This window comes from Amycolatopsis sp. GM8 (genome assembly GCF_021653975.1).
In the GTDB taxonomy this organism is placed as follows: domain Bacteria; phylum Actinomycetota; class Actinomycetes; order Mycobacteriales; family Pseudonocardiaceae; genus Amycolatopsis_E.
In genome coordinates, this window is sequence record NZ_JAJKFK010000007.1 from 207,751 (window position 1) to 234,032 (window position 26,282).

At 69.6% G+C, this 26,282-nt stretch carries 25 protein-coding genes; 15 read left to right on the forward strand and 10 right to left on the reverse strand.

The genetic code is table 11. From position 1 onward, the window contains the following. Positions 1–4: 4 nt before the first annotated feature. Complete coding sequence (locus LOZ83_RS29820) at positions 5–1,330, forward strand: MFS transporter (RefSeq protein ID WP_236795053.1); 1,326 nt, start codon at positions 5–7, stop codon at positions 1,328–1,330. Between the two features lie 5 nt (positions 1,331–1,335). Continuing rightward, complete coding sequence (locus tag LOZ83_RS29825) at positions 1,336–2,226, forward strand: LysR substrate-binding domain-containing protein (RefSeq protein WP_236795054.1); 891 nt, start codon at positions 1,336–1,338, stop codon at positions 2,224–2,226. Here the strand turns inward: LOZ83_RS29825 and LOZ83_RS29830 are convergent. Then, on the reverse strand, positions 2,220–3,287 hold the full coding sequence (locus LOZ83_RS29830) for an acyl-CoA dehydrogenase family protein (protein ID WP_236795055.1): 1,068 nt from the start codon (positions 3,285–3,287) through the stop codon (positions 2,220–2,222). The genes LOZ83_RS29825 and LOZ83_RS29830 overlap by 7 nt on opposite strands. A 99-nt stretch (positions 3,288–3,386) precedes the next feature. On the opposite strand from LOZ83_RS29830, the gene LOZ83_RS29835 reads away from it, so the two are divergent. The 4 genes from LOZ83_RS29835 (at position 3,387) to trpA (ending at position 6,635) form a co-directional block, all read left to right on the forward strand. Next, positions 3,387–4,313: an AraC family transcriptional regulator gene (locus LOZ83_RS29835; protein WP_236795056.1), complete on the forward strand. Its 927-nt coding sequence runs from the start codon at positions 3,387–3,389 to the stop codon at positions 4,311–4,313. 25 nt (positions 4,314–4,338) lie between these two features. Continuing rightward, a complete protein-coding gene (trpM, locus tag LOZ83_RS29840; RefSeq protein ID WP_236795057.1) occupies positions 4,339–4,503 on the forward strand; it encodes a tryptophan biosynthesis modulator TrpM in 165 nt (54 codons plus the stop codon). Positions 4,504–4,605: 102 nt separating this feature from the next. After that, on the forward strand, positions 4,606–5,835 hold the full coding sequence (gene trpB / locus LOZ83_RS29845; protein WP_236795058.1) for a tryptophan synthase subunit beta: 1,230 nt from the start codon (positions 4,606–4,608) through the stop codon (positions 5,833–5,835). Between the two features lie 8 nt (positions 5,836–5,843). Then, positions 5,844–6,635: a tryptophan synthase subunit alpha gene (gene trpA / locus LOZ83_RS29850; protein ID WP_374202737.1), complete on the forward strand. Its 792-nt coding sequence runs from the start codon at positions 5,844–5,846 to the stop codon at positions 6,633–6,635. Between the two features lie 3 nt (positions 6,636–6,638). On the opposite strand, the gene LOZ83_RS29855 is transcribed toward trpA, so the two are convergent. Continuing rightward, on the reverse strand, positions 6,639–7,586 hold the full coding sequence (locus LOZ83_RS29855) for an alpha/beta fold hydrolase (protein WP_236795060.1): 948 nt from the start codon (positions 7,584–7,586) through the stop codon (positions 6,639–6,641). 93 nt (positions 7,587–7,679) lie between these two features. Between LOZ83_RS29855 and LOZ83_RS29860 the strand changes: the two genes are divergently transcribed. Then, positions 7,680–8,246, forward strand: a complete 567-nt coding sequence (locus LOZ83_RS29860; RefSeq protein WP_236795061.1) for a TetR/AcrR family transcriptional regulator — start codon at positions 7,680–7,682, stop codon at positions 8,244–8,246. Here LOZ83_RS29860 and LOZ83_RS29865 read toward each other — a convergent pair. Next, positions 8,188–8,661: a MarR family winged helix-turn-helix transcriptional regulator gene (locus LOZ83_RS29865; protein WP_236795062.1), complete on the reverse strand. Its 474-nt coding sequence runs from the start codon at positions 8,659–8,661 to the stop codon at positions 8,188–8,190. The genes LOZ83_RS29860 and LOZ83_RS29865 overlap by 59 nt on opposite strands. A gap of 91 nt (positions 8,662–8,752) precedes the next feature. On the opposite strand from LOZ83_RS29865, the gene LOZ83_RS29870 reads away from it, so the two are divergent. Both LOZ83_RS29870 and LOZ83_RS29875 read left to right on the forward strand, forming a co-directional pair. After that, positions 8,753–9,547: an alpha/beta fold hydrolase gene (locus LOZ83_RS29870; protein WP_236795063.1), complete on the forward strand. Its 795-nt coding sequence runs from the start codon at positions 8,753–8,755 to the stop codon at positions 9,545–9,547. Between the two features lie 25 nt (positions 9,548–9,572). Next, positions 9,573–10,328, forward strand: a complete 756-nt coding sequence (locus LOZ83_RS29875) for an MBL fold metallo-hydrolase (protein WP_236795064.1) — start codon at positions 9,573–9,575, stop codon at positions 10,326–10,328. Here LOZ83_RS29875 and LOZ83_RS29880 read toward each other — a convergent pair. Then, positions 10,294–10,974 carry a TetR/AcrR family transcriptional regulator gene (locus tag LOZ83_RS29880; RefSeq protein WP_236795065.1) on the reverse strand — a complete coding sequence of 227 codons (681 nt, stop codon included), beginning with the start codon at positions 10,972–10,974 and terminating at the stop codon, positions 10,294–10,296. The genes LOZ83_RS29875 and LOZ83_RS29880 overlap by 35 nt on opposite strands. Before the next feature lie 93 nt (positions 10,975–11,067). Between LOZ83_RS29880 and LOZ83_RS29885 the strand changes: the two genes are divergently transcribed. Continuing rightward, a complete protein-coding gene (locus tag LOZ83_RS29885) occupies positions 11,068–11,820 on the forward strand; it encodes an alpha/beta fold hydrolase (RefSeq protein ID WP_236795066.1) in 753 nt (250 codons plus the stop codon). Between the two features lie 18 nt (positions 11,821–11,838). On the opposite strand, the gene LOZ83_RS29890 is transcribed toward LOZ83_RS29885, so the two are convergent. Further along, positions 11,839–14,067, reverse strand: coding sequence for an alpha-N-acetylglucosaminidase (locus tag LOZ83_RS29890; protein WP_236795067.1), 2,229 nt, complete (start codon positions 14,065–14,067; stop codon positions 11,839–11,841). Then, on the reverse strand, positions 14,064–15,368 hold the full coding sequence (locus LOZ83_RS29895; RefSeq protein WP_236795068.1) for an MFS transporter: 1,305 nt from the start codon (positions 15,366–15,368) through the stop codon (positions 14,064–14,066). Before LOZ83_RS29895 ends, LOZ83_RS29890 begins: the two co-directional genes overlap by 4 nt. A 237-nt stretch (positions 15,369–15,605) precedes the next feature. On the opposite strand from LOZ83_RS29895, the gene LOZ83_RS29900 reads away from it, so the two are divergent. Next, positions 15,606–16,814 (forward strand): ROK family protein, encoded by a 1,209-nt coding sequence (locus LOZ83_RS29900; protein WP_236795069.1) that lies wholly within the window; start codon positions 15,606–15,608, stop codon positions 16,812–16,814. Positions 16,815–16,825: 11 nt separating this feature from the next. Here LOZ83_RS29900 and LOZ83_RS29905 read toward each other — a convergent pair whose 3' ends face one another. Further along, positions 16,826–17,467 carry a TetR/AcrR family transcriptional regulator gene (locus LOZ83_RS29905; protein WP_236795070.1) on the reverse strand — a complete coding sequence of 214 codons (642 nt, stop codon included), beginning with the start codon at positions 17,465–17,467 and terminating at the stop codon, positions 16,826–16,828. A 95-nt stretch (positions 17,468–17,562) separates the two neighbouring features. After that, positions 17,563–18,162, reverse strand: coding sequence for a TetR/AcrR family transcriptional regulator (locus LOZ83_RS29910; RefSeq protein WP_236795071.1), 600 nt, complete (start codon positions 18,160–18,162; stop codon positions 17,563–17,565). A gap of 91 nt (positions 18,163–18,253) precedes the next feature. On the opposite strand from LOZ83_RS29910, the gene LOZ83_RS29915 reads away from it, so the two are divergent. Beyond that, positions 18,254–19,003 (forward strand): SDR family NAD(P)-dependent oxidoreductase, encoded by a 750-nt coding sequence (locus LOZ83_RS29915; protein ID WP_236795072.1) that lies wholly within the window; start codon positions 18,254–18,256, stop codon positions 19,001–19,003. A 57-nt stretch (positions 19,004–19,060) separates the two neighbouring features. Here the strand turns inward: LOZ83_RS29915 and LOZ83_RS29920 are convergent, their stop codons facing one another. Beyond that, a complete protein-coding gene (locus tag LOZ83_RS29920; protein ID WP_236795073.1) occupies positions 19,061–22,141 on the reverse strand; it encodes a glycoside hydrolase family 38 C-terminal domain-containing protein in 3,081 nt (1,026 codons plus the stop codon). 79 nt (positions 22,142–22,220) lie between these two features. Between LOZ83_RS29920 and LOZ83_RS40580 the strand changes: the two genes are divergently transcribed. The 3 genes from LOZ83_RS40580 to LOZ83_RS29935 all read left to right on the forward strand — a co-directional run bounded on the left by LOZ83_RS40580 (position 22,221) and on the right by LOZ83_RS29935 (position 25,204). Beyond that, positions 22,221–22,859: a TetR/AcrR family transcriptional regulator gene (locus LOZ83_RS40580; protein WP_236795074.1), complete on the forward strand. Its 639-nt coding sequence runs from the start codon at positions 22,221–22,223 to the stop codon at positions 22,857–22,859. A gap of 85 nt (positions 22,860–22,944) precedes the next feature. Beyond that, entirely contained in the window at positions 22,945–24,240 is a 1,296-nt protein-coding gene (locus tag LOZ83_RS29930) for an MFS transporter (RefSeq protein ID WP_236795075.1), read from the forward strand. 94 nt (positions 24,241–24,334) lie between these two features. Continuing rightward, positions 24,335–25,204: an alpha/beta fold hydrolase gene (locus LOZ83_RS29935; protein WP_236795076.1), complete on the forward strand. Its 870-nt coding sequence runs from the start codon at positions 24,335–24,337 to the stop codon at positions 25,202–25,204. 1 nt (position 25,205) lies between these two features. Here the strand turns inward: LOZ83_RS29935 and LOZ83_RS29940 are convergent, their stop codons facing one another. Then, entirely contained in the window at positions 25,206–26,246 is a 1,041-nt protein-coding gene (locus LOZ83_RS29940; protein WP_236795077.1) for an alpha/beta fold hydrolase, read from the reverse strand. Positions 26,247–26,282: the final 36 nt, after the last annotated feature.

Consider the following 26,282-nt stretch of genomic DNA (forward strand, 5'->3'; position numbering starts at 1 on the left):
TGTGATGACCAACCGAATGCTGAGAATCGTGGGCGCGTCGAGTATCGGCACGATGCTCGAGTACTACGACTTCTTCGTCTACGTCGCCCTCACCGGCACGCTCACCAAGCTGTTCCTGCCGGACAGTGACGCGGTCGTCGCGACGCTGCTCGCCGCCGCCACCTTCGGCGTGTCCTATCTGGCCCGCCCGCTGGGCACGGTGATCTTCAGCCCGATGGCCGACCGCATCGGGCGGAAGCGGACCTTCGTGGTGACCCTCGGGGTGATGGGGGTCGCGACCGTCGCCATCGGCTGCCTGCCCACCTATGCGACAGCCGGGATCTTCGCTCCGGCCGCGCTGCTGTTCCTGCGCATCGTTCAGGGCGTCGGGCTCGGCGGGGAGTACGGCTCCGCGGTCGTCTACGTAACCGAGCACGCGCCGGACGGACGGCGCGGCCGCTACACCAGCGTGCTGCAGAGCACCGCGACTGTCGGCCTGCTCATCGCGCTGGTCCTCGTTTCCCTGCTCAAAGTCAGCCTCGACGCAGCGGCCTTCGCCAGCTGGGGCTGGCGGATCCCGTTCCTGCTGTCCGCGCCGATCGTGCTGGTCGCGACCCTGGTCCGGCTGCGGATGCACGAAACCCCGGTTTTCACCGAACTGCGGCAGTCCGGGCAGCTGTCGAAGTCGCCACTGCTGGACACGGTGCGCACCTGGAAGTCGTGGAAAGCCATCCTGCTGACCACGTTCGGCGCGCAGGGCGGCACCTCGGTGACGCTCTACACCTCGGTCATCTACATGCTCTACTTCCTGCAGACGGTGCTCAAGGTCGACGAAACCCACACCAACCTGACCCTCGCGATCGCCATCCTCATCGCGGCGCCGTGCTACCCGCTCTTCGGAGCCCTGTCCGACCGCATCGGCCGCTCCCGGGTGATGCTGATCGGGATCGTGCTGTGGATGCTCGCCGCTTACCCCGCTTTCGCCGCCATCCGCGCGGCTGCCCACTCCTCGTCGTGGACGGCGGTCACGGCGGTCATCGCGGTGCTGGCGATCCTGACCGCCATGGTGATGGCCCCGCTCCCGGCGTTCATCACCGAGCAGTTCCCGCCCCAGAGCCGCACGACCGGGTTCGGTTTCGCCCAGCAGCTCGGGAACATCCTCTTCGGCGGCTTCTTGCCGTTGATCAGCCTGTCGCTGGTTTCGCTGACCGGGAACCAGCTGGCGGGGGTCGGTTACTCGATCGCCTCCCTGATCCCGTGCCTGGCCGTCACCCTGTTCTGGGGAATCCGGTCGGAGCGAGTCCGGAGCACCGCGACCACCCGGCCCAGTGAATCGCCCGTATTACCCTGATGACCGTGACAGCCCGCCGCGATCCGCTGCCGCCGCTGAACCCCACGAGGGTGTTCGCGACGACCGGGCGGCTGCTGAGCATCTCGAAGGCGGCGGCGGAACTCTCGGTGACGCCCGCCGCGGTCAGCCGCCAGGTGCGTGCTCTCGAGCACTATCTGGGTGTGCCCCTGTTCAACCGGGTGCACGGTGGCTTGGAGCTGACCGCGGCGGGCTCGCGGTATCTGGCCGACATCACGCCCCTGTTCACCAGCCTGGAGAAGGCCACCGAAGCGGTTCGTGCCGGGGTCCCCGGTACGACGCTCAAGATCCGGTCCCCCGCCACCTTCGCGGTGCGCTGGCTGATCCCCCGGTTCGCGAGTTTTCACCGTGCCCGCCCCGATATCGACGTCCGGCTGACCACCTCGCCGGCGCCCATCGATCTCGACCGGGAAGACATCGACGCCGGCATCCAGCTCGGTGACGGCGACTGGCCACAGCTGTCCAGCCAGCAACTCGTCCCCAATGAGCTGGTGCCCGTGGTCGCTCCCCGGCTCCGGGCCACGCTCACCGAGCCGGCCCGGATCGGCGAAGCCACGCTGCTGCACTCGCTGGCACGGCTCGACGACTGGGCACTGTGGCTCAAAGCTGCGGGATTGGGCACCAGCAACGCCTATACCGGCATGAAGTACGAGACCTCATTGCTGGCGTACCAGGCCGCGATCGAAGGACACGGCGTCGCCATGGCCCAGAAGGCCCTCATCGAGAAGGAGCTGGCCGACGGTTCCCTCGTCGCTCCATTCGACTTCAGCCTCGATCGCGGGCGGTTTACCTATTACTTCGTGTGGCGGGCGGACCGTCCACAGTCGACAGCGGTGATCGCCTTCCGCACCTGGCTGGGTTCCGTCGTCGGTCACTGACCGGCCAGCGCCGTACCGAGATTCTCCACGGCGAGGTACGGGTTGAGGTGCGGATGCCGGCTGCCGACGGCGACGTCGCGCCAGAACCGCTGAAGCACATTGGACGTATTGAAACCGCTAGCACCGTGCAGATCGAGCATCCGCTCGACGGCGGTCCGGCAGTCCTGGCCGGCGTCCGCGAGCGCCGCGCGCAGCCGGGGAACGTCCACAGGGGACAGTGCGGCCGAGTTCGCCTCGCGGGCGACCGTGAGCATCGTGTTTTCGGCGCGGTTCACCAGATACGTGGCCTCCGCCAGCCACTGCCGGGCCCCGGGAGACTCCCCCATGCTCGTGTACTCGGTCATGAACGGCTTGCGGTCCGAGGCGAACATCGCGTTCACGGCGTCGAGTGCGCCCTGCGCGGCGCCCACCACCGGGCCCAGCACCGTCATCGCGAACAGCATCATGTCGTTCGGGGTGAAGGGCGTCCCGGCCGCGATCCGCTCGGCCGGCACCAGCACGTCGGCGGCGACCAACGTGTGGCTACCGGTGCCGCGCATGCCCGCCATGGACCAGGTCCGCTCGACGACGAGATCGGCCGTCGGCACCAGCGCGAAGGAGAACGCACCGTCCACCATCACCGCGAGCCCGGCCCAGGTCGCGTCCTCACAGCCCGAAACGTTGGGCCAGCGGCCGTTGACGCGCACCCCTTCCGGCACCCACTCACCACGGGCACCGGGCACCCCCGAACCGCAGAAGAGCGCGTCCGGGTCGGCGAAGAACTCCGGCGATTCGGGCGTCCCGGCGCCGGCGAAGGAGCCAGCGGCGAGGTTCTTCGACGTGACGCATGTCCCGGCAATCCAGGCGGTGGACGGGCACGCGCGGCCCAGACCGGTCAGCTCTCGCGCGATGGTTTCCGCGTCCGCCCAGGCCCCGCCGTACTCCCGCGGTGTCCGCAATGCGAAGACGCCGTCCTTGCGCAACGCGTCCAGGGCCTCGCCGGCCGGCCGCTCGTTCTGTTCCACTTTCCCGGCGTGTGTGCGCAGGACCGCAGTGGTCTCCGCGCTCGCGTATTCGATCACCTCGTCGATTCAAGCACCGGTCACCAGCGCCGTGCCATGCGCGCACGGCACCGGTTCATACGCGGCTGTGCGCACCGGTGCGCCGCTACCATCGTCGGTATGGACCTGATCAGCGAGGTGATCCGCACCGTGCGGGTCGGCGAAGCCAATGCCCGGCTGATCAGGCAGACCGAGCCGGGCGGTGTGCGGTTCCCCGCGTTCGACGGCAGCGGGTTCCACATCATGATGCGCGGCACCAGCTGGCTGATCGGGCAAGACGAGCCGACGCCCCTGCACCCGGGCGACATCGTGCTCACCTCGTCCGGCGCCGAGCATGGTCTGAGCCAGGAGCCCTGCACGCTGCGGGACCTGCCGCCCGTGGAGATGGGCCCGCGCCCGCCGGGTCCGGGGCCCGCGTCGTTCGAATTCCTGTGCGGCAACTACCGGCTCGAACACGGCCGCACACCCCAGTACCTCCGCGCGCTGCCCGATCTCATCGCGGTGTCGCCGGACTACGACCGCCACCCGGCGATGCGGTCGCTCGTCGATTTGCTCGCCGCGGATGTCTCGATGACCCAGCCGGGCTCCGGCGCGACACTGCGGGCGCTGCTGGATCTGATCCTCGTTCAGGTACTGCGCCTGTGGCACGAGCAGGACGACACGTCCGGGTGGCCGGAGGTCGCCCACCCGGGCATCGCTTCCGCCCTGCGCGAGATCCACGAGAACCCACAGCGGCAGTGGACGGTGAGCCGGCTGAGTGAGGTCGCGGGGATGCCCCGCACGGCTTTCTCCCGGCTCTTCACGACCTTGGTCGGCCGGCCTCCGATGAGCTACCTGACCGGCTGGCGGCTCAGCCGCGCCGCCCGGCTGCTCCGGGAAACCGACGCCTCGCTGGCCACGATCGCCCCCAAGGTCGGCTATTCGACCGAGTTCGCCTTCTCGGCCGCCTTCCGTCGCGAGTACGGCGTGCCGCCGGGACGGTTCCGCCGGACCACGCTCACCCGGCGTGCCGTCGACGAGAGGCCGGACGCCGCCGGCGTTCACTGATCGCGTCTTCGGTTAAGCTGCGACCGTGCCCCTCATCGTCCGCTTCGCCCGTGGCCGCCGGCCGCGTGGCTGCCAGGCGCCCGCCCGGCGCGTGCGCGGACGCCGGGTGCGGTACGCGATCGGCTCCGAGGCGGGCCAGGTCGACGGGATGCGATGGCACCGTGCGCCGCGCGTCGCGTGGGATCGCTGAGGGAGAACCTTCCCCGGTGACCCCGCGTGTTCGTGCGCTCCGGTGATTCCCCCGACCAGCCACGAACCACCCGGGACGTCCCGGGTCAGGAGCACATCTGCCATGAAGCACGACTTTTTCTTCCCGGCCGCGCCGGGAACTTTGCCAGACGGCGACGGGTACTTCGGTGCCTTCGGCGGTCAGTTCGTCCCGCAGGCGCTCGTCGCCGCCATCGACCAGGTCGCCGCCGAGTACGAACGGGCGAAGGCCGATCCCGCTTTCATCGCCCGGCTCGAGGACCTGCTCGCCCACTACGTCGGGCGGCCGAGCGCGCTCACCGAGGTGCCGCGCTTCGCCGCGCACGCCGGGGGCGCGCGGGTCTTCCTCAAGCGCGAAGACCTGAACCACACCGGCTCGCACAAGGTGAACAACGCGCTCGGCCAGGCGCTATTGGCCGAGCGCATGGGCAAGACCCGTGTCATCGCCGAAACCGGGGCGGGCTCACACGGCGTCGCGACCGCCACCGCGTGCGCGCTCACCGGCCTCGCCTGCACCGTCTACATGGGACAGACGGACATCGGTCGCCAGGCCGTCAATGTGGCGCGGATGCGGCTGCTGGGCGCCGAGGTCGTCCCGGTGACCTCCGGGTCCCGCACCCTCAAGGACGCCATCAACGAGACGTTCCGCGACTGGGTCGCGCACGTCGAGGACACGCATTACCTGTTCGGCACAGTCGCCGGGCCGCACCCCTTTCCTGCCATGATCCGCGACTTCCAGCGCGTCATCGGCGTCGAAGCCCGCCGGCAGCTCCTGGCGCGGACCGGCCGGCTGCCCGACGCGGCGATCGCCTGCGTCGGCGGCGGATCCAATGCGATCGGCCTGTTCCACGCGTTCCTCGACGATCCCGGCGTGCGCCTGATCGGCTGCGAAGCCGCCGGGCACGGCGTGCGCAGCGGACAGCACGCGGCGTCGCTGGTCGCGGGCGAACCCGGTGTCCTGCACGGCTCCCGCTCCTACGTCCTGCAGGACGACGAAGGCCAGATCAGCGAAGCCTGGTCGATCTCGGCCGGGCTCGACTACCCCGGCGTCGGGCCGGAACACGCGCACCTGCACGAATCCGGCCGCGCCGAATACCGCCCGGTGACCGACGACGAGGCGATGCACGCGTTCCGGCTGCTCGCTTCGACCGAAGGCATCGTCCCGGCGATCGAGAGCGCGCATGCACTGGCCGGTGCCCTCGAGGTCGGCGCCGAACTGGGCCCGGACGCCGTCATCCTGGTGAACCTCTCCGGGCGCGGTGACAAGGACCTGGACACCGCGGCCGTCCACTTCGGACTGGAGGGCGCGCGATGAGCGGACAGCTGCGATTGCTCACCGACACGCTCGCCAGTGCGAAGCGGGCCGGCCGGGCCGCGCTTATCGCGTACCTGCCGGCCGGATTCCCCACTGTCGACGACGGAATCGCCGCGCTCCGGACGACTCTCGACGCGGGCGCGGACATCGTCGAGGTCGGCCTGCCGCACAGCGATCCGGTGCTGGACGGCCCCGTCATCCAGACGGCCGACGACATCGCGTTGCGCGGCGGGGTCCGGATCGCGGACGTCCTGCGCACCGTGCGGGAGGTCCACGCCGCCACCGGCAAGCCGGTACTGGTGATGTCGTACTGGAATCCGGTGGCCCGCTACGGCATCGAGCGGTTCGCGCGCGAACTTGCCGCCGCCGGCGGCGCTGGCTGTGTGCTCCCGGATCTGCCGGTGGCCGAGTCCGCGTCGTGGCGGCGGCACGCCACCGAGCACGAACTGGCCACCGTGTTCGTGGTCGCGCCTAGCAGTACAGACGCGTCGCTGGCGGAAACCGCCGCAGCCGGCACCGGGTTCGTGTACGCCTCCGCGCTGATGGGTGTGACCGGGACACGTGAATCGGTGGACGAGGCCGCCGCTGTCCTGGTGCGCCGGCTCCGCACGGTCACCGAACTGCCGGTCTGCGCCGGCATGGGGGTCGCGGACGCCGGCCAAGCCGCCGAGGTGGCCGGGTTCGCCGACGGCGTGATCGTCGGGTCGGCCCTGGTCGAAAAGCTCCTCGACGAGGGCACGACCGCACTCGAGCGGCTCACCGCACGGCTCGCGGCCGGGGTGCGCGGCCGCACCGCCTGACGGCTATTTGTGGGTGACCGTCGCCAATGCCGCGCAGTGCTCGGACAGCGCGGCATTGGCGGCGGGCCAGGCCTTGTCGTCGCAGCCCAGTGCGGAGGACAGATACGCCCACGTCATCCGCTGGGTGATCGCGAGTCGCTCCGGGTCTTCGTCGTCGGTCTCCTTGAGGTCGTAACCCATGATCCCGCCGAGAAAATGCTTGCCGCCGAGGAGAGTCAGGAGCGCGTCGGCGCCAGCTCCGCTCGTGTACGGATCGGCGTGCCAGGCCGGCCCGCGGGACGTCAGGTACGGGCTGCTGTCTTCGTCTCCACAGACCACCAGAGTCCTCGTTGTGAGCGACGAGAAATCGAGGTCGAGTTCGGGATAGCGCGCCAGCACGGCGGGCAGCAGCCCGGCGCCGTTGCCGACGGGTGCCAGCAGCACACCGGCCTTGATCCGCGGGTCGAGCAGGCTCGGCTCGCCGGGCAGGCTGGCGCCCATCAGCAGGCCGGCCGTCTGCGCCCCGGCGGAATGCCCCATGATCGCGATGCGGTCGCCGTCGAGCCGGCCGGCGACGCGAGCCTGCTTTTCGATGTCCCCCAGGCGATCGAGGACGAGCCGCATGTCGTCGATGCGCGAGCGCCAGAACATCGAGTGCCCCGGCGCCGAGGAATCCAGGCCGAGTCCGCCGATCTTCGAGCTCAGGTGAGTGGGCTGGATGACCGCGAACCCGTGCGATGCGTAGAAGTCGGCGAGCGGGCTGTAGCCGTCCTTCGAGGCCAGGTACCGCGACTCGCCCCCACCGTGTGAGAGCAGGATGACGGGCACACGCCCATCGCCGGCCGGGAGAGTCAGGCGCAGCTCGAGTGGCAGCGGGCGGTCGGCATCCTGCAGCGTTACGGGGTTGTACGTGACTGCCGGCGTCTCCGGGCTGACCGGGATGCGCGCCGCGAGATCGATGAACTTGTTCATGGAGTGGAGGTCTTCCTCTGACTATAGTAAGTGGAGTCCTATTCCACTTACTATACGGAACCTGATTCCACCTAGCAACTCGGAGCGAGCCTGATGAGTGCCCGATCGCCACGCGCCGACGCCCAGCGCAACATCGACGCGTTACTGACCGCCGCTCGGACCGTGTTCGCCCGCGACGGCGTCGACGCACACGTCAAAGTGATCGCCGACGAAGCGGGAGTGGGCGTCGCGACCCTGTATCGCCACTTTCCCAAGCGCTCGGACCTCGTGCTGGCGGTGCTGAGTCACGAGGTCACCGAGTGCATCGCGGCCGCGCCGGTCCTCGCAGAGGCCCATCCCCCGCTACTGGCGATGACGAAATGGGTACACCGGTACACGGAGTTCGTCGCCACCAAACGCGGCCTGGCGGCGGCACTCCACTCGGGCGACCCCACCTTCGAGGGCTTGGGCACCCGACTGCTCCAGCGACTGGAACCGGCACTCGCCGGACTCCTGGACACCGCGAAGGAATCCGGCGAGATCCGCCCGGACGTCTCGGCCGACGACCTGCTCCGCGCCGTGGCTCACCTCTGCGTCCCGGGCCCCGGCGAAGATATGACGTTCAGCCGGCGGATGGTCGACCTTCTGCTCGATGGCCTCGATCACCGGACGCGGCCCTGACCAGGAGTTCGTGCAGCACAGCCCGCTCGGCCTCGGTCAGCGTGCCGAGCGTTTCGGCCATGACGGTCTCGACGATGTTCGATCCGGCCTGATAGGCCCGCTCACCCTCGTCGGTCAGCGCGTGCCGGGTCGCCCGGCCGGGGCCATCGCCCCTGCGCAGCAACCCCCGGTCGATCATCCGCTTGGCCAGGGTTCCCATGGACTGATCGGTCTGGAACGTCAGTTCCGCCAACGTGTGCAGCGTGGCGTCCGGCTGCTCGTGCAGGTGCCGCAGTACATCCCACTGCACCAGGGAAAGCCCGGCCTGCGCGGACAGCCGGCGGTTGGCCTCACGGTGGTGCCGCCACTGCAGCCGCTTCACAGCGAGCCCGACCTCCTGAAGCGACGGCGACACCGACGCAGGATATCCGACCATCAGCGACTCTCCTCACACTTGGCAAACTAAGCTTGTTTATATAAGGTTACTTATACGAGCAAGTCTCGCACACCGCACAAGGAGTCGCCCCATGAGCACAACCGTCCCGGCCGGAAGCCTCCGGCCCACCCGCGTCGTCAACGCACCACTCGCCAATGGCACGGTCACCGTCGAGGACCGCGACCACACCCAGCCCTATCTCCTCCTGCACGGCGGCGGTGGTCCGGCGACGATGACCGGTTTCGCCGAACTGCTCGCGCAGCGCACACACGCTCGCGTGCTGGCCCCGACCCACCCCGGCTTCGCCGGCACCCCGCGGGTGCCGGGCGTCGACTCCGCCCGCGATCTCGCCGCGGCCTATGTCGGCTTGCTCGACGAACTCGGGCTCAGCGACGTCACCGTGATCGGCAACTCGTTCGGCGGCTGGCTGGCCGCCGAGATCGCGCTGCTGGGCAGCCCGCGGGTCAGCGGCGTCGTGATCATCGACGGGATCGGGATCGAGGTGGAAGGGCACCCCATGACCAGCGTCGCCGGTCTCGCGCCCGCCGACCTGCAGAAGCTGTCCTTCCACGACCCGCGCAAGGCCCCCGAGCCTCCTACGGCCGGCGGGACCGGACCGAGCCCGGACATCCAGGCGCTGGTCTCGTACGCCGGCCCGACCATGTCCGACCCCAGCCTGCTGGGCCGGCTCGGCGCCATCGGCCACCTGCCCGTCCACGTCGTCTGGGGCGAGAGCGACGGCATTGTGAGCCCCGAGTACGGCAAGGCCTACGCGGCGGCGATCCCGATGTCGGCGTTCACGCTGCTGCCCCGCGCCGGCCACCTGCCGCAGGTCGAGGCGCCCGAGGAACTCCTGGGCGCCCTCCTCGACCTCGGCACCAACTGATCACTCCCGGAAGGAAGAACCTGAAATGAGCACCACTCTCGCGGCCACCCGGATCGCGCACGCGTGTCAGCTGATCGAAATCGGTGACCTGCGGATCCTCACCGACCCGTGGTTCACCCAGAACGCCAACTACTACCAGGGCGAGCAGCTCGCGGCCACCGTGTCCGGGCTCGGCCACCTCGACGCCGTCGTGATCACCCACGAGCACTACGACCACTGCGATCTCGACGCCCTGGTCGCCGGCGGTCTCAACCCGGACACCCCCATCATCGGGCCGGGCACCGTCACCACCATCGCCAAGGACAAGGGTTTCCACAACCTGCACACCATCGAGGCGTGGGAGTCCACCAGCGTCGGCGACCTCACGGTCACCGCGACCCCCGGCAAGCACGGCGTGCACGAGGTGACCTTCGTGATCCAGGCGGGCGGCCGCACCGTGTTCTTCGGCGGCGACTCGCTGCGTGTGCCCGAACTCGACCAGATTCCCGAGCGGTTCGGGTCGATCGATCTGACGATCCTGCCCGTCAACGGCCTCTGCATCCGGCCGGCGAACCTGGCCCAGGTCGTGATGGACGCCGAGCAGGCCGCGGAATTGACCGCCGTGCTCCGGCCGGCGCTCGCCGTCCCCCACCACTACGCGTTCCACAGCGGCCGGCTCGGCGACCAGATGATCACCAGGGGCGACCAGGACCCGCGCCACTACGCCGACGCCGTCGCGCGCCTCGCCCCCGAGATCGACGTGCGCATCACCCTGCCCGGTGTTCGGGTGGTCGTCCCGTAACCGGCCCAGGGTTCTCCGGCTGCGCCGCCAATGCGCACCGCCACTGCTGCGCCACGGATCGCGCGAGCCGGACGATGTCGGCGACGTCCGGCTCCAGCAGGCGCTGCAGGCCGATTCCCCTCAGCTGCCCCAGGATCGCCACCGCCACCTCGCGCGGATCGGCGTCCCCGCGGATGGTGCCGTCGGCGATGCCGGCGGCCACATCGGCGCGCAGCTCCGCCCGGAACCCCTCGTCGCGCTCCCGGAAACTGCCCGCCAGGTCGGTCGCCGTCACCGCGTCGGCCCACAGCAGCAGGAACGCCCTGGCCGCGACGCCGGGCTTGCCGAGTTCCCGGAGGTAGCCCTCGACCAGCAGGAGCAGACGGTCCAGCCCCGGCGGGCGGCCGGCCACACCGGGCACGAAACCGGCCTGGCTCGACCGGGCCAGGGCCTCGAGCAGAGCCTGCTTGGACCCGAAGTGGTGGGTCACGATCCCCCGGCTGTAACCGGCCCGCTCGCCGACCCGGGCCAGTGTCACCGCTCGTACCCCAGCCTCGACCACGACATCGGCGGCCGCGGCGAGCAACGCGGTTCTCGTCGCGGTACGCCGTTCTTCCTGCGTGCGCCGGGTGGGGCCGGACGCGAGAACCTCCTGGTCCGATGCCATACCGGGAGCATATCGCTTCGCACAAACTTGCGTGTTGGATAACAAGTAACTAGGCTGGAAGGGGTCGCATCCACATCTGAGGCAGGAGACGAGATGACCGCCGTGTTCGTCAACGGCAACCCCGAGGCAGCCGCGATCTGGGACCTGTTGTGCGCCGAATTGGGCCGGGACGATGTCGTGCGCCTGTCCCCTCCCGGGTTCGGTTCACCGATCCCCGACGGCTTCGGCTGCACCGTCCACGACTACCGCGACTGGCTCGTCGCCGAACTCGAGGCGCTGGGTGAGCCCGTCGACCTGGTCGGGCACGACGTCGGCGGGAGCACCGTCGTCGCCGTCGCGATGACACGGCCCGACCTGCTGGCGAGCTGGGTCAGTGACTCACTGGGCGTGTTCGACCCGGACTACACCTGGCACGACCTCGCCCGGGGGTGGCAGACGCCCGGGGCCGGCGAGAAATCGGTCGCCGACCTGATGGGCGGCACGCGTGAGGACCGCACCGAGCGCATGGTCACCAGGGGTATCGACAGGGCCATCGCCGAGCAGCTGGCCGATGCCCAGGGCCCCGAGATGGGCCGGGCGATCCTCGCCTTCTACCGCTCGGCGGCCCAACCGGTGATGGCCGAACTGGGACGCGACCTCGCCGCCGCGGCGGCACGACCCGGTCTGGCCGTCCTCGGCACCGAAGACCACTTCGTCGGCTCGGTCGAAATGCGCCGCCGATCGGCAGCCCGCGCCGGCGCCGAAGTCGCCGTCCTCGAAGGCGCTGGGCACTGGTGGATGACCCAGGACCCCGCCGGCGCCGCACGCGCGCTCACCTCGTTCTGGCAAGCCCACATCCGGGGGTGAAGACCCGGCGAACCACCTTCACGAGTCCTGGACGATCCGGACGGCGAGGTCGAGGACCGCGGCCGCGGCTGTTCGGGGGTCGCCGTTCGGGCGGTCGGGGTAGGTGGTGTCCGCCCCGTTCCAGCGGTCGGCCTCGGCGTACCAGTCGATCGGCCGGGTCGGCCCGCCGGTGAGGGTCGCGCGGACTTCACTCAGCCAGAGCGCCCATCGGGAGCGGTAGTAGTCGCCCACGAGACCGGCCCACGAACGGGTCGCGTATTCGGCCAGCACGGTCGAGTCCGCATAGCCCCACGAGGTCAGGATCCGTTTGGCCTCCGTGGCGAGATAGGCCCGTTCGTCCTCCCCCGTCCCCCACGCACGCGCGTCGGCGACCCATTTGCCCAGCAGGAAATGCTCGTTCGTGCCGAGCACGGCGTCCTGCGCGTCGATCAGGTCGAGCAACCGCTGGGCGGCGGCGTCGTAAGCCCCGAGATCACGCGCTCGCGCGGCGGCCGCGACCTTGTGCACGGCGGTCCGCGCCACGTCGTCCGCGACCTGGCGGGCGAGATCGACGAGGTCGTAGGACATCCCCGGCGAGTCCAGCCGCCCGGCGGCATCGAGCAACGCCCGCAGCGCCGGGATCAGGGCACCCTCCGGGTACGCGACGGCTCGCGGGCCCACCAAGCTGGCCTGGTTCGCGTCCAGACTCGGCACCGCCGCGATCACCGAATCGGTGCTGGCGTAGGGCGAAGAGGCTTCGGACATGGCGTCCTCCACCTGGTCGAGCATCGCCGCGAACTCGGGCACGCCACGCACATCCGCGGCGTCGACCGGCATTCCGGCCAAGGCCTGCGCGGTCTCGGCGGGCAGACCACCCCGCTCTCCATGCCGCCACGGCCCGTAGGCGGTGCGCAGGAGGATCCGCCACGCCTCGTCCGCTTGTAAGTCGGCCGCGCCGTATCGCGAGGCCGTCCAGTCTCGCACCCACTGGCCGAGGTCGAGGGGGCCGTCCGCCCAAGTGAGGTCGTGGAAAAGGTCCCACAGGACGGGGTTGTTCCCGACGCCCTCGGCCATGTCGCCGAGCCCCGCGAGCCCGGGCAGCCGGGCGTCGCCACGCCACCGGCGCGGGAGGGCGGCCACATCCGCGAGATCGCCGTAAAGGGCCGTCCGGCCGCCGTAATTGGGCAGGATGCCCAGCACCCACTCGGCCCCGCCGAACCCGTCCTCAGCGTGGTCCTCACCGGTGAGGTCGATGACGACGACGCAATCGGTGTCGATGGCTTCGAGCAGTTCACGACGAGGGTTCCCGGCCCATGCCTGCATGACCCAGATGGCGTCGGGGTCGGCGGCCGCCATCGCCTTCTGGACGCCGCGGGCCGCCGAGCCGAGATCAGCGCCTCCGGTGTGGCCGCCCTCGTGGATCAGGTCCACCGCCCACATTCCCGTCGTGCCGAACGCGGCCCGCTGCTCGGCGTAGAACATCTCCGCCACCGCGGCATAGGCGTCGGTGGTCGAGTCGAGCCAGTCGGGCCGGATCGGGCCGACGACGTCCTTGAACCAGCGGCCTTGCGGGACGGTGCGGGCGTCGGCGCGGTGCTCGCTGAAACCGGGCGGAACCGTACCGCTGAACCCCGGCAGGATCGCGGCGATGCCGAGTTCCCGCATCCGCTCGATCACCTTGCGGGCCAAGGCCGCCCGGTCGTCGACGAGAGTCCTGCTGGTGCCCTGGCCGAAGTTCTGGATGTTGTTCAGCCAGAGCCACGGCTGGTGTGACGGTGGCCCCAGCCACCGCAGGAGCTCCTGCTCCTCGTAGCCGCACCGCCGGAACGTGTTGAGGTAGACCAATTCCTGGCCGAGCGTGAGGTGCGCCGCGGTCACCCCGCTCGCCGCGAGGAGATCGATTTCGTGTTCCCATCGCGCCCAGTCGTAGAACGGGGTCGTGTACCCGCCGACGGTCAGGTTGTAGGCAACCCTCCGGCCGATCGTCGCGTCGCCGGCGACCTCCACATCCTCCGGCAGCGCACGGTCGACCGGCCGGGTGCCCAGCCGCGAGACGTGGGCGACACCCGTCCGGCGTGCGAACGCGGCGTACCCGGCAACGGCCGCACCGGCGCCGGAGGCGGCGACGGTCAGCACGCCACCGGCCGACCGGGCACGAAACCCGTCGCCGATCTCCGCGCCGAGGCGCACCCGGACGGCGTGCTCGGGCAACCCACTGAGCCGGCGAATCGCCGCCTCGGCTGCCGCGCGGTGCTCGTTCTCGGTCATGCGTTCTCCCAACGAGGGTCTTGCTCGGACACGGCCGCCGGACGGACTCGCAGGACCGCGAACGAACCGATCAGTGCGATGGCGCCGCCGAACAGGAACAACGCCGGATAGCCGCCGAGGGTCGTCACCGCGAGCGACGCGAGGAACGGGGCGATCACCTGGGGTGCGTTCAGGGCGATGTGGAACACGCCGAGGTCACGGCCCGCGTCGCCGGCCTTCGGCAGCACCAGGGTCGCCAGCGCCAGGTCGACCCCGAGGTAGAGACCCAATGCGAAACCGCTCAGCCCGGTGCAGACCAGGAACGCCGACCACGTCTGCCACACCAGCGGGATGAACAGCGCGGCGGAAAGCAGCAGCGACGACACGAGCACGAAGCCACGGTGGCGCCCGAAGCGGTCCACGAGGGGGCCGGCGACGATGGTGCCCACCGTGACGAAGACCAGGCTGATCGTCAGTGACGTGGCGACGCCGTCGGCCGCCGTCACGCCGGCAGGCGGGTCGATGAAGTCCTGCAGGATGTAGAGGGTGAACCCGTTGATCATGTTGTAGCCGAGATAGAGCACGGCCCGCGACACGAAAACCCAGCGGTAGTCGCGAAAGCGGAGGCTGGCGAACATCTGCCGCAGTTCCGCACCCATATTCCGTTGCGGGCGCTCGTCCGGCGCACCGTGCCGCGCCTCCCGGGCCAGCCACGCCGAGACCACCGCGGCGAGCGCGAAGGCCGCGGCCAGCACCACGTAGCCGACCAGGGCGGAGTTGACGAAGAGCGCACCGAGCTGCACCCCGATCACACTCCCGACGGGCAGCCCCAGCCCTTGCACGGTGCTGGCGAGACCGTGGCGCCGCGGCGGGATCCGGTCCGGGATGGTCGCCAGCACGACATTGAGCCCGATGTTCACGGTGCCCTGGACCAGGAACCAGCCGACAAGCAGCCAGGCGATCGATCCGGCGACGCCGAGCACGAGGAGGGAGGCGGCCGTCGCGAGGCCGCCGAACAGGATCCACGGGGTTCGCCGTCCCCACCGGCTCCGCGTGCGATCGGAGAGCAGCCCGACGATGGGCGGCACGGCCAGTGAGGCGATCGCGCTGACCCCGGTGACGAGCGCCAGCGCTGATGGAGCCCCGTCCCCGGCAATGAGCCTGACCTGGGTCGGCAACAGGACGGAGAGCACCCCGCCGACAGCCGCGTAGCCGGCCACATTGATCAAGAACATCGACGCCAGCACGGGCCAGATTCGCGCACCGGATCCGTTGCGCGTAGAGCGTTTCGGCTCGCCCTGCCGCATCCGTCGTAGGGACATGTGGGTTACCTCGGAGGTGTCGGGCGGGGCGGCCGCGGGTGTTCAAGATCTATTTGACAATCGAACTTTAACATTCGATCATAGGTTGTCAATAGTCGATTTTCGAATACAAGGACTGTACAGAAGGAGACCGCGGGTGGAGATTGCCGAGCTCGGACCGGTCGCCGGTCGTCTCGGAGCGCTACTGCCGGCCGGAGCGACCGGTCTGTCCGATGCCGGGATGGATACGCTCGGGTCATGAGCGCGATCGCACCGGTGGCGCGGGGTGCCGGGAACACCTCGGCGGGAGTGATCTTCGACGTCGTCCGGCGTGGCATCGCGTGCAGCCGAGGGGAGATCGCCCGCTGGTCGGGGCTGGCACCGTCGACCGTCTCGCTGAGAGTCGAAGGGCTGATCCGGGCCGGACTGCTGGAGGAGACGGGCGCACCGGGACGTCGTACCGGCCGTACGCCACGCACATTGAGCGTGCGAGCCGACGGTGGGCTCGTCGCGTCCGCCGTGATCAACGCTTCCCGGGTCGACATCGCCCTCGCGGACTTCCGAGGCCAAGTCCGCTTACAGAGTTCACTGGAGATCGAGACCCGCGACGGGCCCCACGTCGTTCTCGCTGCCATCTGGACTCGCATCGAAGACCTCGTCCGAGAGGCGGGGTCGTCGTGGCGAACGGTGGCCGGTCTCGCGCTCGGGCTGCCCGCGCCGGTGGATCCGAACCGCGGCACCGTCGCGGCCTCGGCGCAGCTGCCCGGGTGGGAGCGGGTCGACCTCGCCGCCGAACTGCGCCGGCACAGCGGCATTCCGATCCTGCTCGAAAATGACGCGAACCTGTTGGCCGTGGCGGAGTACGAGCGCGCGCCGAGCTCGGTCCGCAACCTGCTCGCCGTCAAGGTCGGTGACCGCATCGGCGCCGGGATCATCGCTGCCGGGGCGTTGTTCACGGGTACCCGCGGCGCCGCCGGGGAGATCGGCCACTCACCGACATCGGCGCCCTCGGTGGTGGACTGCACCTGCGCGCACAAGGGATGTCTCGAGTCCGTGGCCAGTGGCCACGCGCTGGTGAGCCGCCTGCAGCGGGAGGGTTACGACGTGGCGGGGACCGCGGACCTCGCTCCGCTGTCGGGTACCGGTGATCCGCGTGTGGTCGGGGCGCTCCGCGAGGCGGGTGGCCTCGTGGGCGAGCGGCTCGCGGAGTTCGTGAACTTCCTGAACCCGGACAGCGTCGTGCTCGGTGGCGGGCTCGCGGTCATCCCGGTCTACGCGGGCGCGATCCGCGCGGAAGTCTTCCGCTCCTGCTTGCCCGTCGTGGCCGACGCACTCGACCTGCGGGTCGGCGAGGCCGGCGAGCACGCCGAGACCACCGGCGGCGCGAAGTTGATCCTCGACCGCATCCTCGACGTCGACGCGATCAACGAGCTGGTGGCGAAGTCGGACGAGCCGCATCCATCGTAGGGACATCGGGGCTACCTCGGAGGCTCAGGGGTCACGAGTGCGTCCAGGACCAATGCGAACGCACCCGCGAAGTGGTCCTCGGCATCCAGTTCGTCGAATCGCCGGAGCACCGCCGACAGCAGCGGGTGGTCGGGCCCGGCGTCGGCCTCGTTCGCCGACGGCACCCGGACGCCCGCGGTGATCGCGCTGCCGATGGTCAGGTCGAGCAGGGCCAGGTGGACGTCCGCGATCCGCGCCTTGGCGACGCCGAGGTCGGCGAGCATGCGGTAGACGCGCTCGGCGAGGTCCAGGTCCGTCCCCACGATCGCCGGCCGCACGAGGCGGGCCAGATCGGTGTACTCGACCATCAGCCGGAACACGGCGGTGTAGAACGCGGTCAGTTCCTGCTTCGGATCGCCGGCCTCGGGCGGGAACAGCTCCCCCAGCCCGGCCACGACGTGGTCGAAAACGGCCGCGAGCAACTCGTCCTTGTCGGCGACGTAGGTGTAGAGCGCCATCGGGTTGACGCCCAGCCGGCGTGACACGCCGCGGAAGGACACCGCGTCGATGCCGTTCTCCTGGAACTCGTCGAGGGCGGCGCCCACCACCTGCTCACGACTGAGGCCGCGCGCAGGTCCGCGACGTCGCGGTGCCCGGTCCTGTTCGGAATTCACGGTTGACTCCATCGCCAGCAGCGGAATCCAAATAGGCTACGCGTAGCGTATTTTCCGGTCAAGGCTGCCGCGGCGGCCGGAGACCGTCCTCACTTTCAGGCCGGCGGCCAGTTCCGCAACGCGGCGTCGGCCACTTGCCGGAGGTCGTCGCGGGCCGCGCCACCCGCTGCCTGCACGGACATCCCGTTCGCGATCGTCATGAGGTAGCGGGCGATCAGGTCGGGATCGGCGTCGGCGGGCAGGTCGCCCTCCTCGACGGCCCGCCGGAACCGGTCGCGCAGGTGCATCTGGCCGTGGGCGCGCCATTCGGCGAGGGTGTCGCGCGCGAACCGTCCTCCTTCACCGACGGCCAGCGCGCCCTGCACCCCCAGGCAGCCGGCCGGGAACCCGGGCCGGGTATTGGCCTGGGTCGAGCCGGCGAGGAACACCGCGGCCACCTCGCGGGCGGTGGGGGCGCGCAGCGCTTCGAGGACGTAGGCGCCCGGGCCTTCCGAATAGCGCTGCAACGCCTTGCGGAAGAGCTCCTGCTTGTTGCCGAACGCCGCGTACATGCTCTTGCGGGAGATGCCCATGCTCTCGGTCAGGTCGACGAGACTGGCCCCCTCGTAACCCTGCTCCCAGAAGACCACCATGGCCTTCTCCAGGGCCGCCTCGGCGTCGAACGCCCGTGGCCGACCCAGCTGCGCCTTCTCCACCACCGCATCGTACCCCTTGTGCACCGATCGGTGCATAAGTGCTAGCGTCGCATTCGGCACCGATCGGTGCCGAAAAATAGGGAGGTCAGAGATGCGCAGGCTGGAAGGCAAGACCGCGGTCGTCACCGGCGGGGGCACCCGGGGGATCGGCAGGGCCAGCGCCGCCCGGCTGGCGGCCGAGGGTGCGCACGTGTTCATCACCGGCCGGCGCAAGGCCGAGCTGGACGAGGCGGTGGAGGTCATCGGCCAGAACGTGACGGCGGTGCCGGGCGACATCACGGACCCGGACGACCTGGACCGCCTCTACGAGCAGGTCGCGGCTCGCGGCCAGGGACTGGACGTGCTGTTCGCCAACGCGGGCACGGCGTCGTTCGGGACCATCGAGACGATCACGGCGAAGGATCTGGACTACCTCTTCGGCGTCAACGTCAAGGGCACGGTTTTCACCGTGCAGAAAGCACTTCCGGTGCTGAACGAGGGCGCCTCGGTGATCATCAACGCCTCCACCGCCGCCGAGAACGGCACCGCGGGGTTCGGCGCCTTCGCCGCGTCCAAAGCGGCCCTGCGGGCGTTCACACGTGCGTGGGCGAACGAGCTCACGGGTCGTGGCATCCGGGTGAACGCCATCTCGCCAGGGCCGATCGACACCTCGGGGGTCACCGAACTGATGGGCGAGGAGAACGCGGCGGCTTTCAAGGCGAGTGAGGGTGCCCGGATCGCGATCGGGCGGATCGGGCGGGTGGACGAGGTCGCGGCCGCGGTGGCCTTCCTGGCCTCCGCGGACAGCAGCTTCATGCTCGGCGCCAACCTCTACGTCGACGGCGGCGAGAACCAGATCTGACTTGGAAGCGAGGTGGTTCGCTCGCGCTTCCGACGGCGTGAGCGAACCACCTCGGCGTTACGGTCGCACGCGGATGGTCGCGATCTGGAACGGACGCAGCTCCAGACTGACCGTCTCGTCGCCTCGCCAGGCCGGTTCGCCCAGGTCCCGTTCGAGCAGATCGGTCCGCCACGCCGAGGAGAACGGCGTCCCCAACCCGACGGTGATCGCGGCCCGGGCGCCTTGCGCCTCGTACAGCCGGACGATGAGATCGCCGGAGCGATCCTCGGCGAGCTTGACTGATTCGACGAGCACCGACGGTGCTGAGACCGTCACGATCGGATCGACGACGTTCGCCGGGTTTCCTCGCACGCTGCGCGGCGGCAGATTGAGCCGGTAGCCGGCGGCCGCCGCTTCGAGCACCGTCGCGGCGAAGCCGATCGTGGTGTGGAAGACGTGGGACCCCTGGTCGGCGTCGGGATCCGGGAACTTCGGTGCGCGCAGCAGGGATTGGCGGACCAGGGTGGTCGTGCCACCATCCTCGCGTGTCGACCGGGTCACATCGTGTCCGTAGGTGGACGCATTGGCGACCACCACGCCGAATCCCGGCTCGCCGACGTGCACCCAGCGGTGCGCGACCGTCTCGAATCGCGCCGCGTCCCACGACGTGTTCGCGAAGGTCGGCCGCAGCACGTGCCCGAACTGGGTCTCCGAGGCGAAATAGTCGGCGCGCACATCCACCGGGAACGCGAGCTTGAGCAGCTTTTCCTGCTCGTGCCAGTCGACCGCCGTCTCGATCTGGAGCTCGGCGGCGCCGGCGGCGAGCCGGAAGCGCTGGACGATCTCTGAGTTGCCGTACGTGCGGGTCACGGTCAGCGCGTCGTCGACGATCTTGACCGCGTCCGGAGTCCGCAGCTCGGTGACGGTATTGGCGTAGGAGCGGTCGATGTCCCACGCTTCGAACATGACGGGCTTGTCCCGGAAGACCTGCAGCAATGACCCCGCCTCACCGGCCGGGATCAGCTCACGACCCGACTGGGCTTCGACCAGCGAGACCAGCAATCCCGCCTCGTCGAAACGCGCGGAAATCCGGCCGTTCTCGATGACGTAGCCACCGGCGACGGCGGCCGGCCGCACCAGCGCGCCGAGGTCCGGGCTGTCGGACGCGAGGATGGACGCGCCCAACGGCAGGACCCCCTCGTCGGCAACCGGTGCCGCATTGAACACGACCGTCGCGTCCCCATTCCCGGCGAGCGCGCTCTGGGCGGCCGCGATGAGGCCTTCGAGTTCGTCCCCAATGCGCCGGTAGTTTTCCTCGGCCTCGTCGTGGACCCAGGCGATCGCGGAGCCGGGCAGGATGTCGTGGAACTGCTGGAGGAGCACCGTGCGCCAGATCGCGTCCAGCTGCTCATAGGGGTACTCGATCAGCCCGCGGGTGGCGGCCGTCGCGCTCCACAGTTCGGCCTCGCGGAGCAGGTGCTCGCTCCGCCGGTTGCCGCGCTTGGTCCTGGCCTGTGAGGTGTAGGTGCCCCGGTGGGTTTCGAGGTACATCTCCCCCGTCCAGACATCGGGATCGGGCAGGCTCGCCTTCGCCTCGGTGAAGAAGTCGTGCGGCGAACCGAGAGTCACCCGCGGGGAACCTTCGAGGTCCTGGGTACGGCGCGCGGCAGCGATCATTTCGCGGGTCGGCCCGCCGCCCCCGTCGTACCAGCCGAACAGCGTCATGGAGACGTTCGACGCCCCCTTCTCGGCGTACTGCCGCTGCGCCTTGGCGAGATCGGCGGCACCGAGGTCCGACCCGTAGGTGTCGTTCGGCGGGAAGTGGGTGAACAGCCGGCTGCCGTCGATGCCCTCCCACCAGAAGGTGTGGTGCGGCATCTTGTTCGTGTCGTTCCAGGACATCTTCTGGGTGAGGAAGCTGTCCGTGCCGGCGGAGCGGGCGATCTGCGGGAAGGCGGCGCTGAAGCCGAACGAGTCGGGCAGCCAGCCTTCGCGCGAGATCGATCCGAATTCGCGGAGGAAGAATCCCTGCCCGTGCACGAACTGGCGCACCAGCGCTTCGCCGCCCGGCATGTTCGTGTCGCTCTCCACCCACATGCCGCCCACCGGGATGAACCGGCCCTCGGCCACCCGCTGCCGGATGCGTTCGAAGAGCTGCGGGTAGTACTCCTTCACCCACGCGAACTGTTGTGCGCTGGAGCAGGCGAAGGTGAAGTCGGGGTCGATGTCCATCAGGTCGAGGACATTGGAGAACGTCCGGGCACACTTGCGGACGGTCTCCCTCGTCGGCCACAGCCACGCGGAGTCCAGGTGTGCGTGGCCGACGGCCACGATCGAATGCGCGGTGGCGTACGCGGGAGCGTCCAGGACGGGGGCGAGCTGCTGCCGGGCCGCGGCCGCACTCCCCCGGACATCGTCCGGGTCGATCGTGTCGCACATCCGCTCCAATGCGCGGAGGATCTCCGCCCGGCGCGGGAGGGTGGAGTCGAGCTCACGCATGAGTCCCGTCAATGCGGACACGTCGGCGAGGAGCGCGTCGACCTCGAGATCACGTTCGATCAGCATGACGCTGCGCAGCCGGTAGATCGGCTCCGAGCCGGCCGTGGACTTGTCGCCCAGGCGTGCGTGGTGACCGCTGGGGGCGGGCATGAAGGTCCCCGGGAGGGCAGCCGCCGGTCCGTCGGCCGCCGCGGCGGGTGCCGAGACGAAGAAGTGTTCGAGCATGTTCGGGTTGGACGCCGCCTCCACATAGAGGTCGACGGAAGTGCCGTCGATGTCGGCGACATGGTTGAACGGCTCGACACCTTTGACGATGGAGCCGTCCGGCCGGTAGATCAGGCCCTCCGCCTGGAAAGCGGGCATGAGACTGGAAAACCCGAGATCGACGAACAGCTGCACAGTGGTACCCGCTCGCCCCCAGCCGTCCGGTACCGAGCCGGTGATGTGGAACCACGTGGTGCCCCACGGCTTGCTCCACGGCTGACCGACCTCGAACGGCTTGAACTCCTGCTGCACCGCCTCCGCGAACGGCACGGGCTCGTCGGGCACTTCCCACGCGGTGATGCTGACCGGAGCGGTCCGAATGAACAGGGCGGGCGTCACATGATCGCGGACGGTGTTGCCGACGCGCTGCTCGACCTGGACGACGTTGTCATGCATAGCCGCACCGTACCAGAAAAGCTCCACATGGAACTTTTTCACTGGTAGGTTGTACTGAACGACGAACAAGGAGGCGGACGTGCCGCAGGGCGAGCGTGCCGAGGAGCCCCAGGACACCGATTCGGAGACGGCGTCGCGACGACGCGGCCGGTATCCCAAGGGCATTCTTCGCCGCCAGCAGATCCTCGACCGCACCATCGAGGTGTTCGCCGAGTTCGGCTTCGAGGGCACCAGCCTGCGCGCCATCGGCGAAGCGATCGGGGTGAGCCACGCGGCCCTCCGGCGCTACTTCGACACCCGCGAAGAGCTCTTCATCGAGGTCCTCCACGAAAAGGATCGCCAAGCGCTGGCCAATGCCCGTCCGGACGTGGTGGAAACGATCGACTTCGCCGCGCATCTGGACGACTACGTGGCGCGCGCGCCCGGCCTCGTGGCGCTGCGCCACAGCATGGTCGCGCGGGCCCTGGAGCCGGGCAACGAGCACTCGCACACGTTCTTCGTCGAGCGCTACGAGTCCATCCGGCGAGAAGCGCTGCTGATCCTGCGACTTGCCCGGGCCGCGGGCACCGTGCGGGACGACATCTCACCGGAGGTGGCGGCGTCCTTGGTGATCGCCGCCATGGACGGCCTCTCGACGCAGTGGCTGCTCGACCCGCGGGTGGACATGCACGAGGGCATGGCCCTGCTGGATCACCTGCTCAGGCCGGTCAAGGACTAAAAAGCTCCACCTGGAACTTTTCCGGTGTACCGTGGGACTCTGCCCGGGGCACCACGCCCCGGCTCGCTTGCAGAGGGAAGTCAACGTGGACGAGTCAAAGCCCCTTACTGCGCCCGCCGACGCCGATCCGGCGGCCGTCACCACGGCCCCGACTTCGGTGCCGGGCAGCGCCGGCGCGCGGCAGTCGCGCTACCCCCAGATCGCGATTCCGCTCGCCATCCTGGGTTTCACCATCGCGCTGGTCCCCCCGCTCGTCATCACGATCGCCCTCCGGTTGCGTGAGCTCGACCTCAACGGCGCGGCAGCGGACCTCGGCCTGATTCTCGGTATCGGCGCGCTCTTCTCGATCATCGCCAACCCGCTCGCCGGCCGGTTCTCGGACCGCACCACCAGCCGCCTCGGCATGCGCAAGCCGTGGATCTTCTCGGGCGCCGTCATCGGCTACGCCGGGATCCTGCTGATCGCAGTCGCGCCCAATGTGCCGGTCGTGCTCGTGGGCTGGGCCGTCGCGCAGGTCGGCCTGAACTTCGCGCTCGCGGCCCTGGTCGCGATGCTCCCGGACCAGATCGATCCCAAACGACGCGGCCGGACGGCGTCCTTCATCAGCCTGGCCCAGAACGTCGGCGGTGTCGCCGCGACCTTCCTCGTGCAACTCTTCCCCGCCGGCGCCGTGCAGTACCTGGTGCCCAGCCTGATCGGGGTCGTGCTGATGGTCGCCATGGTCGTCCCGATCAAGGACCGCGTGCGGGTCGAACGCCCGAGAGAACCCTTCAATCTCCGGGCCCTGTTCAGCTCCTTCGTGTTCAACCCCCGGAAGTACCCGGACCTCGGCTGGGCCTGGCTGACCCGGTTCTTCCTGACGACGACGCAGTTCACCGCGACCAGCTACCTGACTTATTTCCTCATCGCCCAGTTCGGGGTCTCCGACGCGGAAGCGCCCACCCTGGTCTTCCAGGCGATCCTCGCCAACGCGGTCGGCATCATCCTCGTCGCGCCCCTGCTCGGCTGGCTGTCCGACCGCCTGCAACGCCGCAAGCTGTTCGTGATCATCGCGTCGGTCATCGCGGTCGTCGGGTTGACCGTGATCGCGCTGGCACCGTCGATCGAGGTCGTCCTCCTCGGGGAGCTGATTCTCGGCGCGGGCTCGGGCGCGTTCTTCGCCGTCGAACTGGCCCTGATCACCGACGTGCTGCCCAGCGCGGACACCGCCGCCAAGGACCTGGGTGTCGCCAACCTCGCGCAGTCGCTGCCCCAATCGCTCATCCCGGTGGCCGCGCCCGGTCTCATCGCCTCGTTCGGCTACCTGGGCCTGTTCCTCGGCGGAGCACTCTTCGGCGTCTTCGGCGCGATCAGTGTGACCCGCGTCAAGAAGGTCCGGTAACGCCCACAGACAGAACGTTCGTTGCCGAGGTGGGCGGGCAGTGCCATGCTGGCGGAAGACGGCCTGCTCGACATCTCACTCGAAGGGAATTGGCGTGCCAATTGCACAGTCCAACGGCATCGAACTCTGTTACGAGACGTTCGGCGATCCCGCCGATCCGGCGATGCTGCTGATCATGGGTGTGGGTGAACAGCTTCTCGGGTTCCCGGACGCGTTCTGTGAACTCCTCGCGGCTCGCGGGTTCCACGTGATCCGGTTCGACAACCGTGATGTCGGCCTGTCCACCTGGCTCGACGAGCTCGGCGATGTCGACCTGGCCGGGCTGTTCACGGGCGATCTTTCCACCGTGCGCTACGGGCTGTCCGACCTGGTCGCCGACACCGCCGGGCTGCTCACCGCGCTCGGCGTGCCCCGCGTTCACCTGGTCGGCGTCTCGATGGGCGGCGGTATCGCTCAGCAACTCGCCATCGACAGCCCCGAGCTGGTGGCCAGCCTCGCCTCGATCATGTCGACCACGAGCAACCGTGCCGTCGGGGGAACCACCCTCGACGACCCCACCGCCATGGTGCCCGTGGCCGGCTTGGACCGTGAGGAGGCGATCGCCGCCGAGGTCAAGCTGTATCGCCTGCTCCTCGGGACGCCCGGGCAGACCAGTGACGAGGAGCTGGCCCGCCGCGCCGCCGCCAAGTACGACCGCGCCTTCCACCCGGCCGGCACGCTGCGCCAGATCGCGGCCAACGCGACCGCGGCCGACCGCACCGAGGGCCTGCGCACGCTGAAAGTCCCGGCGGTCGTCATCCACGGCGAGAACGATCCGCTGACCAATGTGAGCGGCGGACGCGCCACGGCGGAAGCGATTCCCGGCGCCGAGTTGCTGGTGATCCCGGGCATGGGGCACAACCTGCCCGAAGGCGAGTGGACCCGGATCGTCGACGCCATCGTGACGAACGCGGCCAGGGCCTGACTCACGCGGCTTCGAGGTGGCCGATCAGGAGGGCGCGAAAGGCCTCGGGCTGGTCCAGATGTGGGGCGTGCCCGGAGTCGGGGATGGCGGCCTCGCGGTAGGCGCCGTACGTGTCGAGCACGGCCCGGGTCTGCGCGACCATCGGCTGTGGCGGGCTGACCCCCGGGCCCGGCCAGCCGGGCACCACGCCGATCGAGCCGAGGTGCGCCAGGTCGTACAACGACGTGTCGGAGACGATCACATCATCGGTGCCGTGGAGCCACAGCACCGGCGGTTTGGGATCCACAGTGGACAGATCCGGGATCCGGAAATGCGTCGGTGCCATGGTATTCAGCACGCCGCGCTCCCCCGGTACGAAACCAGGCCAGGCGTCGCCGGTGGCACTCGTACCGGGGTAGTGGTCGTCCCCAATCCGCGTCGAGAGCATGGATTCGACGAGCATGTCGAGATGCTCGGGCACACACGGCGGCTTGACGTAGTGCGCGAGCAGCACCTGGCGCGGCGACAGCGGTGAGTCGGCGCCGGTGTCGCCTTCGGCCAGGCGCTGCACGAACTCGGGGTTCGCCGTACCGCCCCCGGTCCCCGCGCCCGCCGGGTCGTACAGCTTGCCGTCGAGGCCGGAGGTGCCGCCGAACCCGTAGGGCGAGACCGGATTGACCAGCGTCAGCGACGCGGCCGCCGACGGCCGGTGGAGCAGGTAACGCAGCAGCACACCGCCGCCCATGCTCCAGCCGATCAGGTGTACCGGCGCGAGATCGAGCGTGGCCACCAGCGCGGCGAGATCGTCGGCGTAGTCGTCCAATCCGCGAGTGGCGTCCACCGGCTCGGGGTCGGTGTCACCGAAGCCGCGCAGATCCAGGGCGAGTGGCCGGAACGACTCGGGGAGCGCGAGCATCGTCTCCTGCCAGAACAGGCTCGACGACACATTGCCGTGCACGAACAGCACGGGTGTGCCGGTCCGGCCCGCCACCTCCAGCACGTTCACGGTCAGGCGCTCGGTGGGCACGCGCCGGGCGGTCACGCCGGGCAGCAAAGTGGCCATGGTGCTCCTTCGCGATCAGCTGGCGGCCGCCCCCAT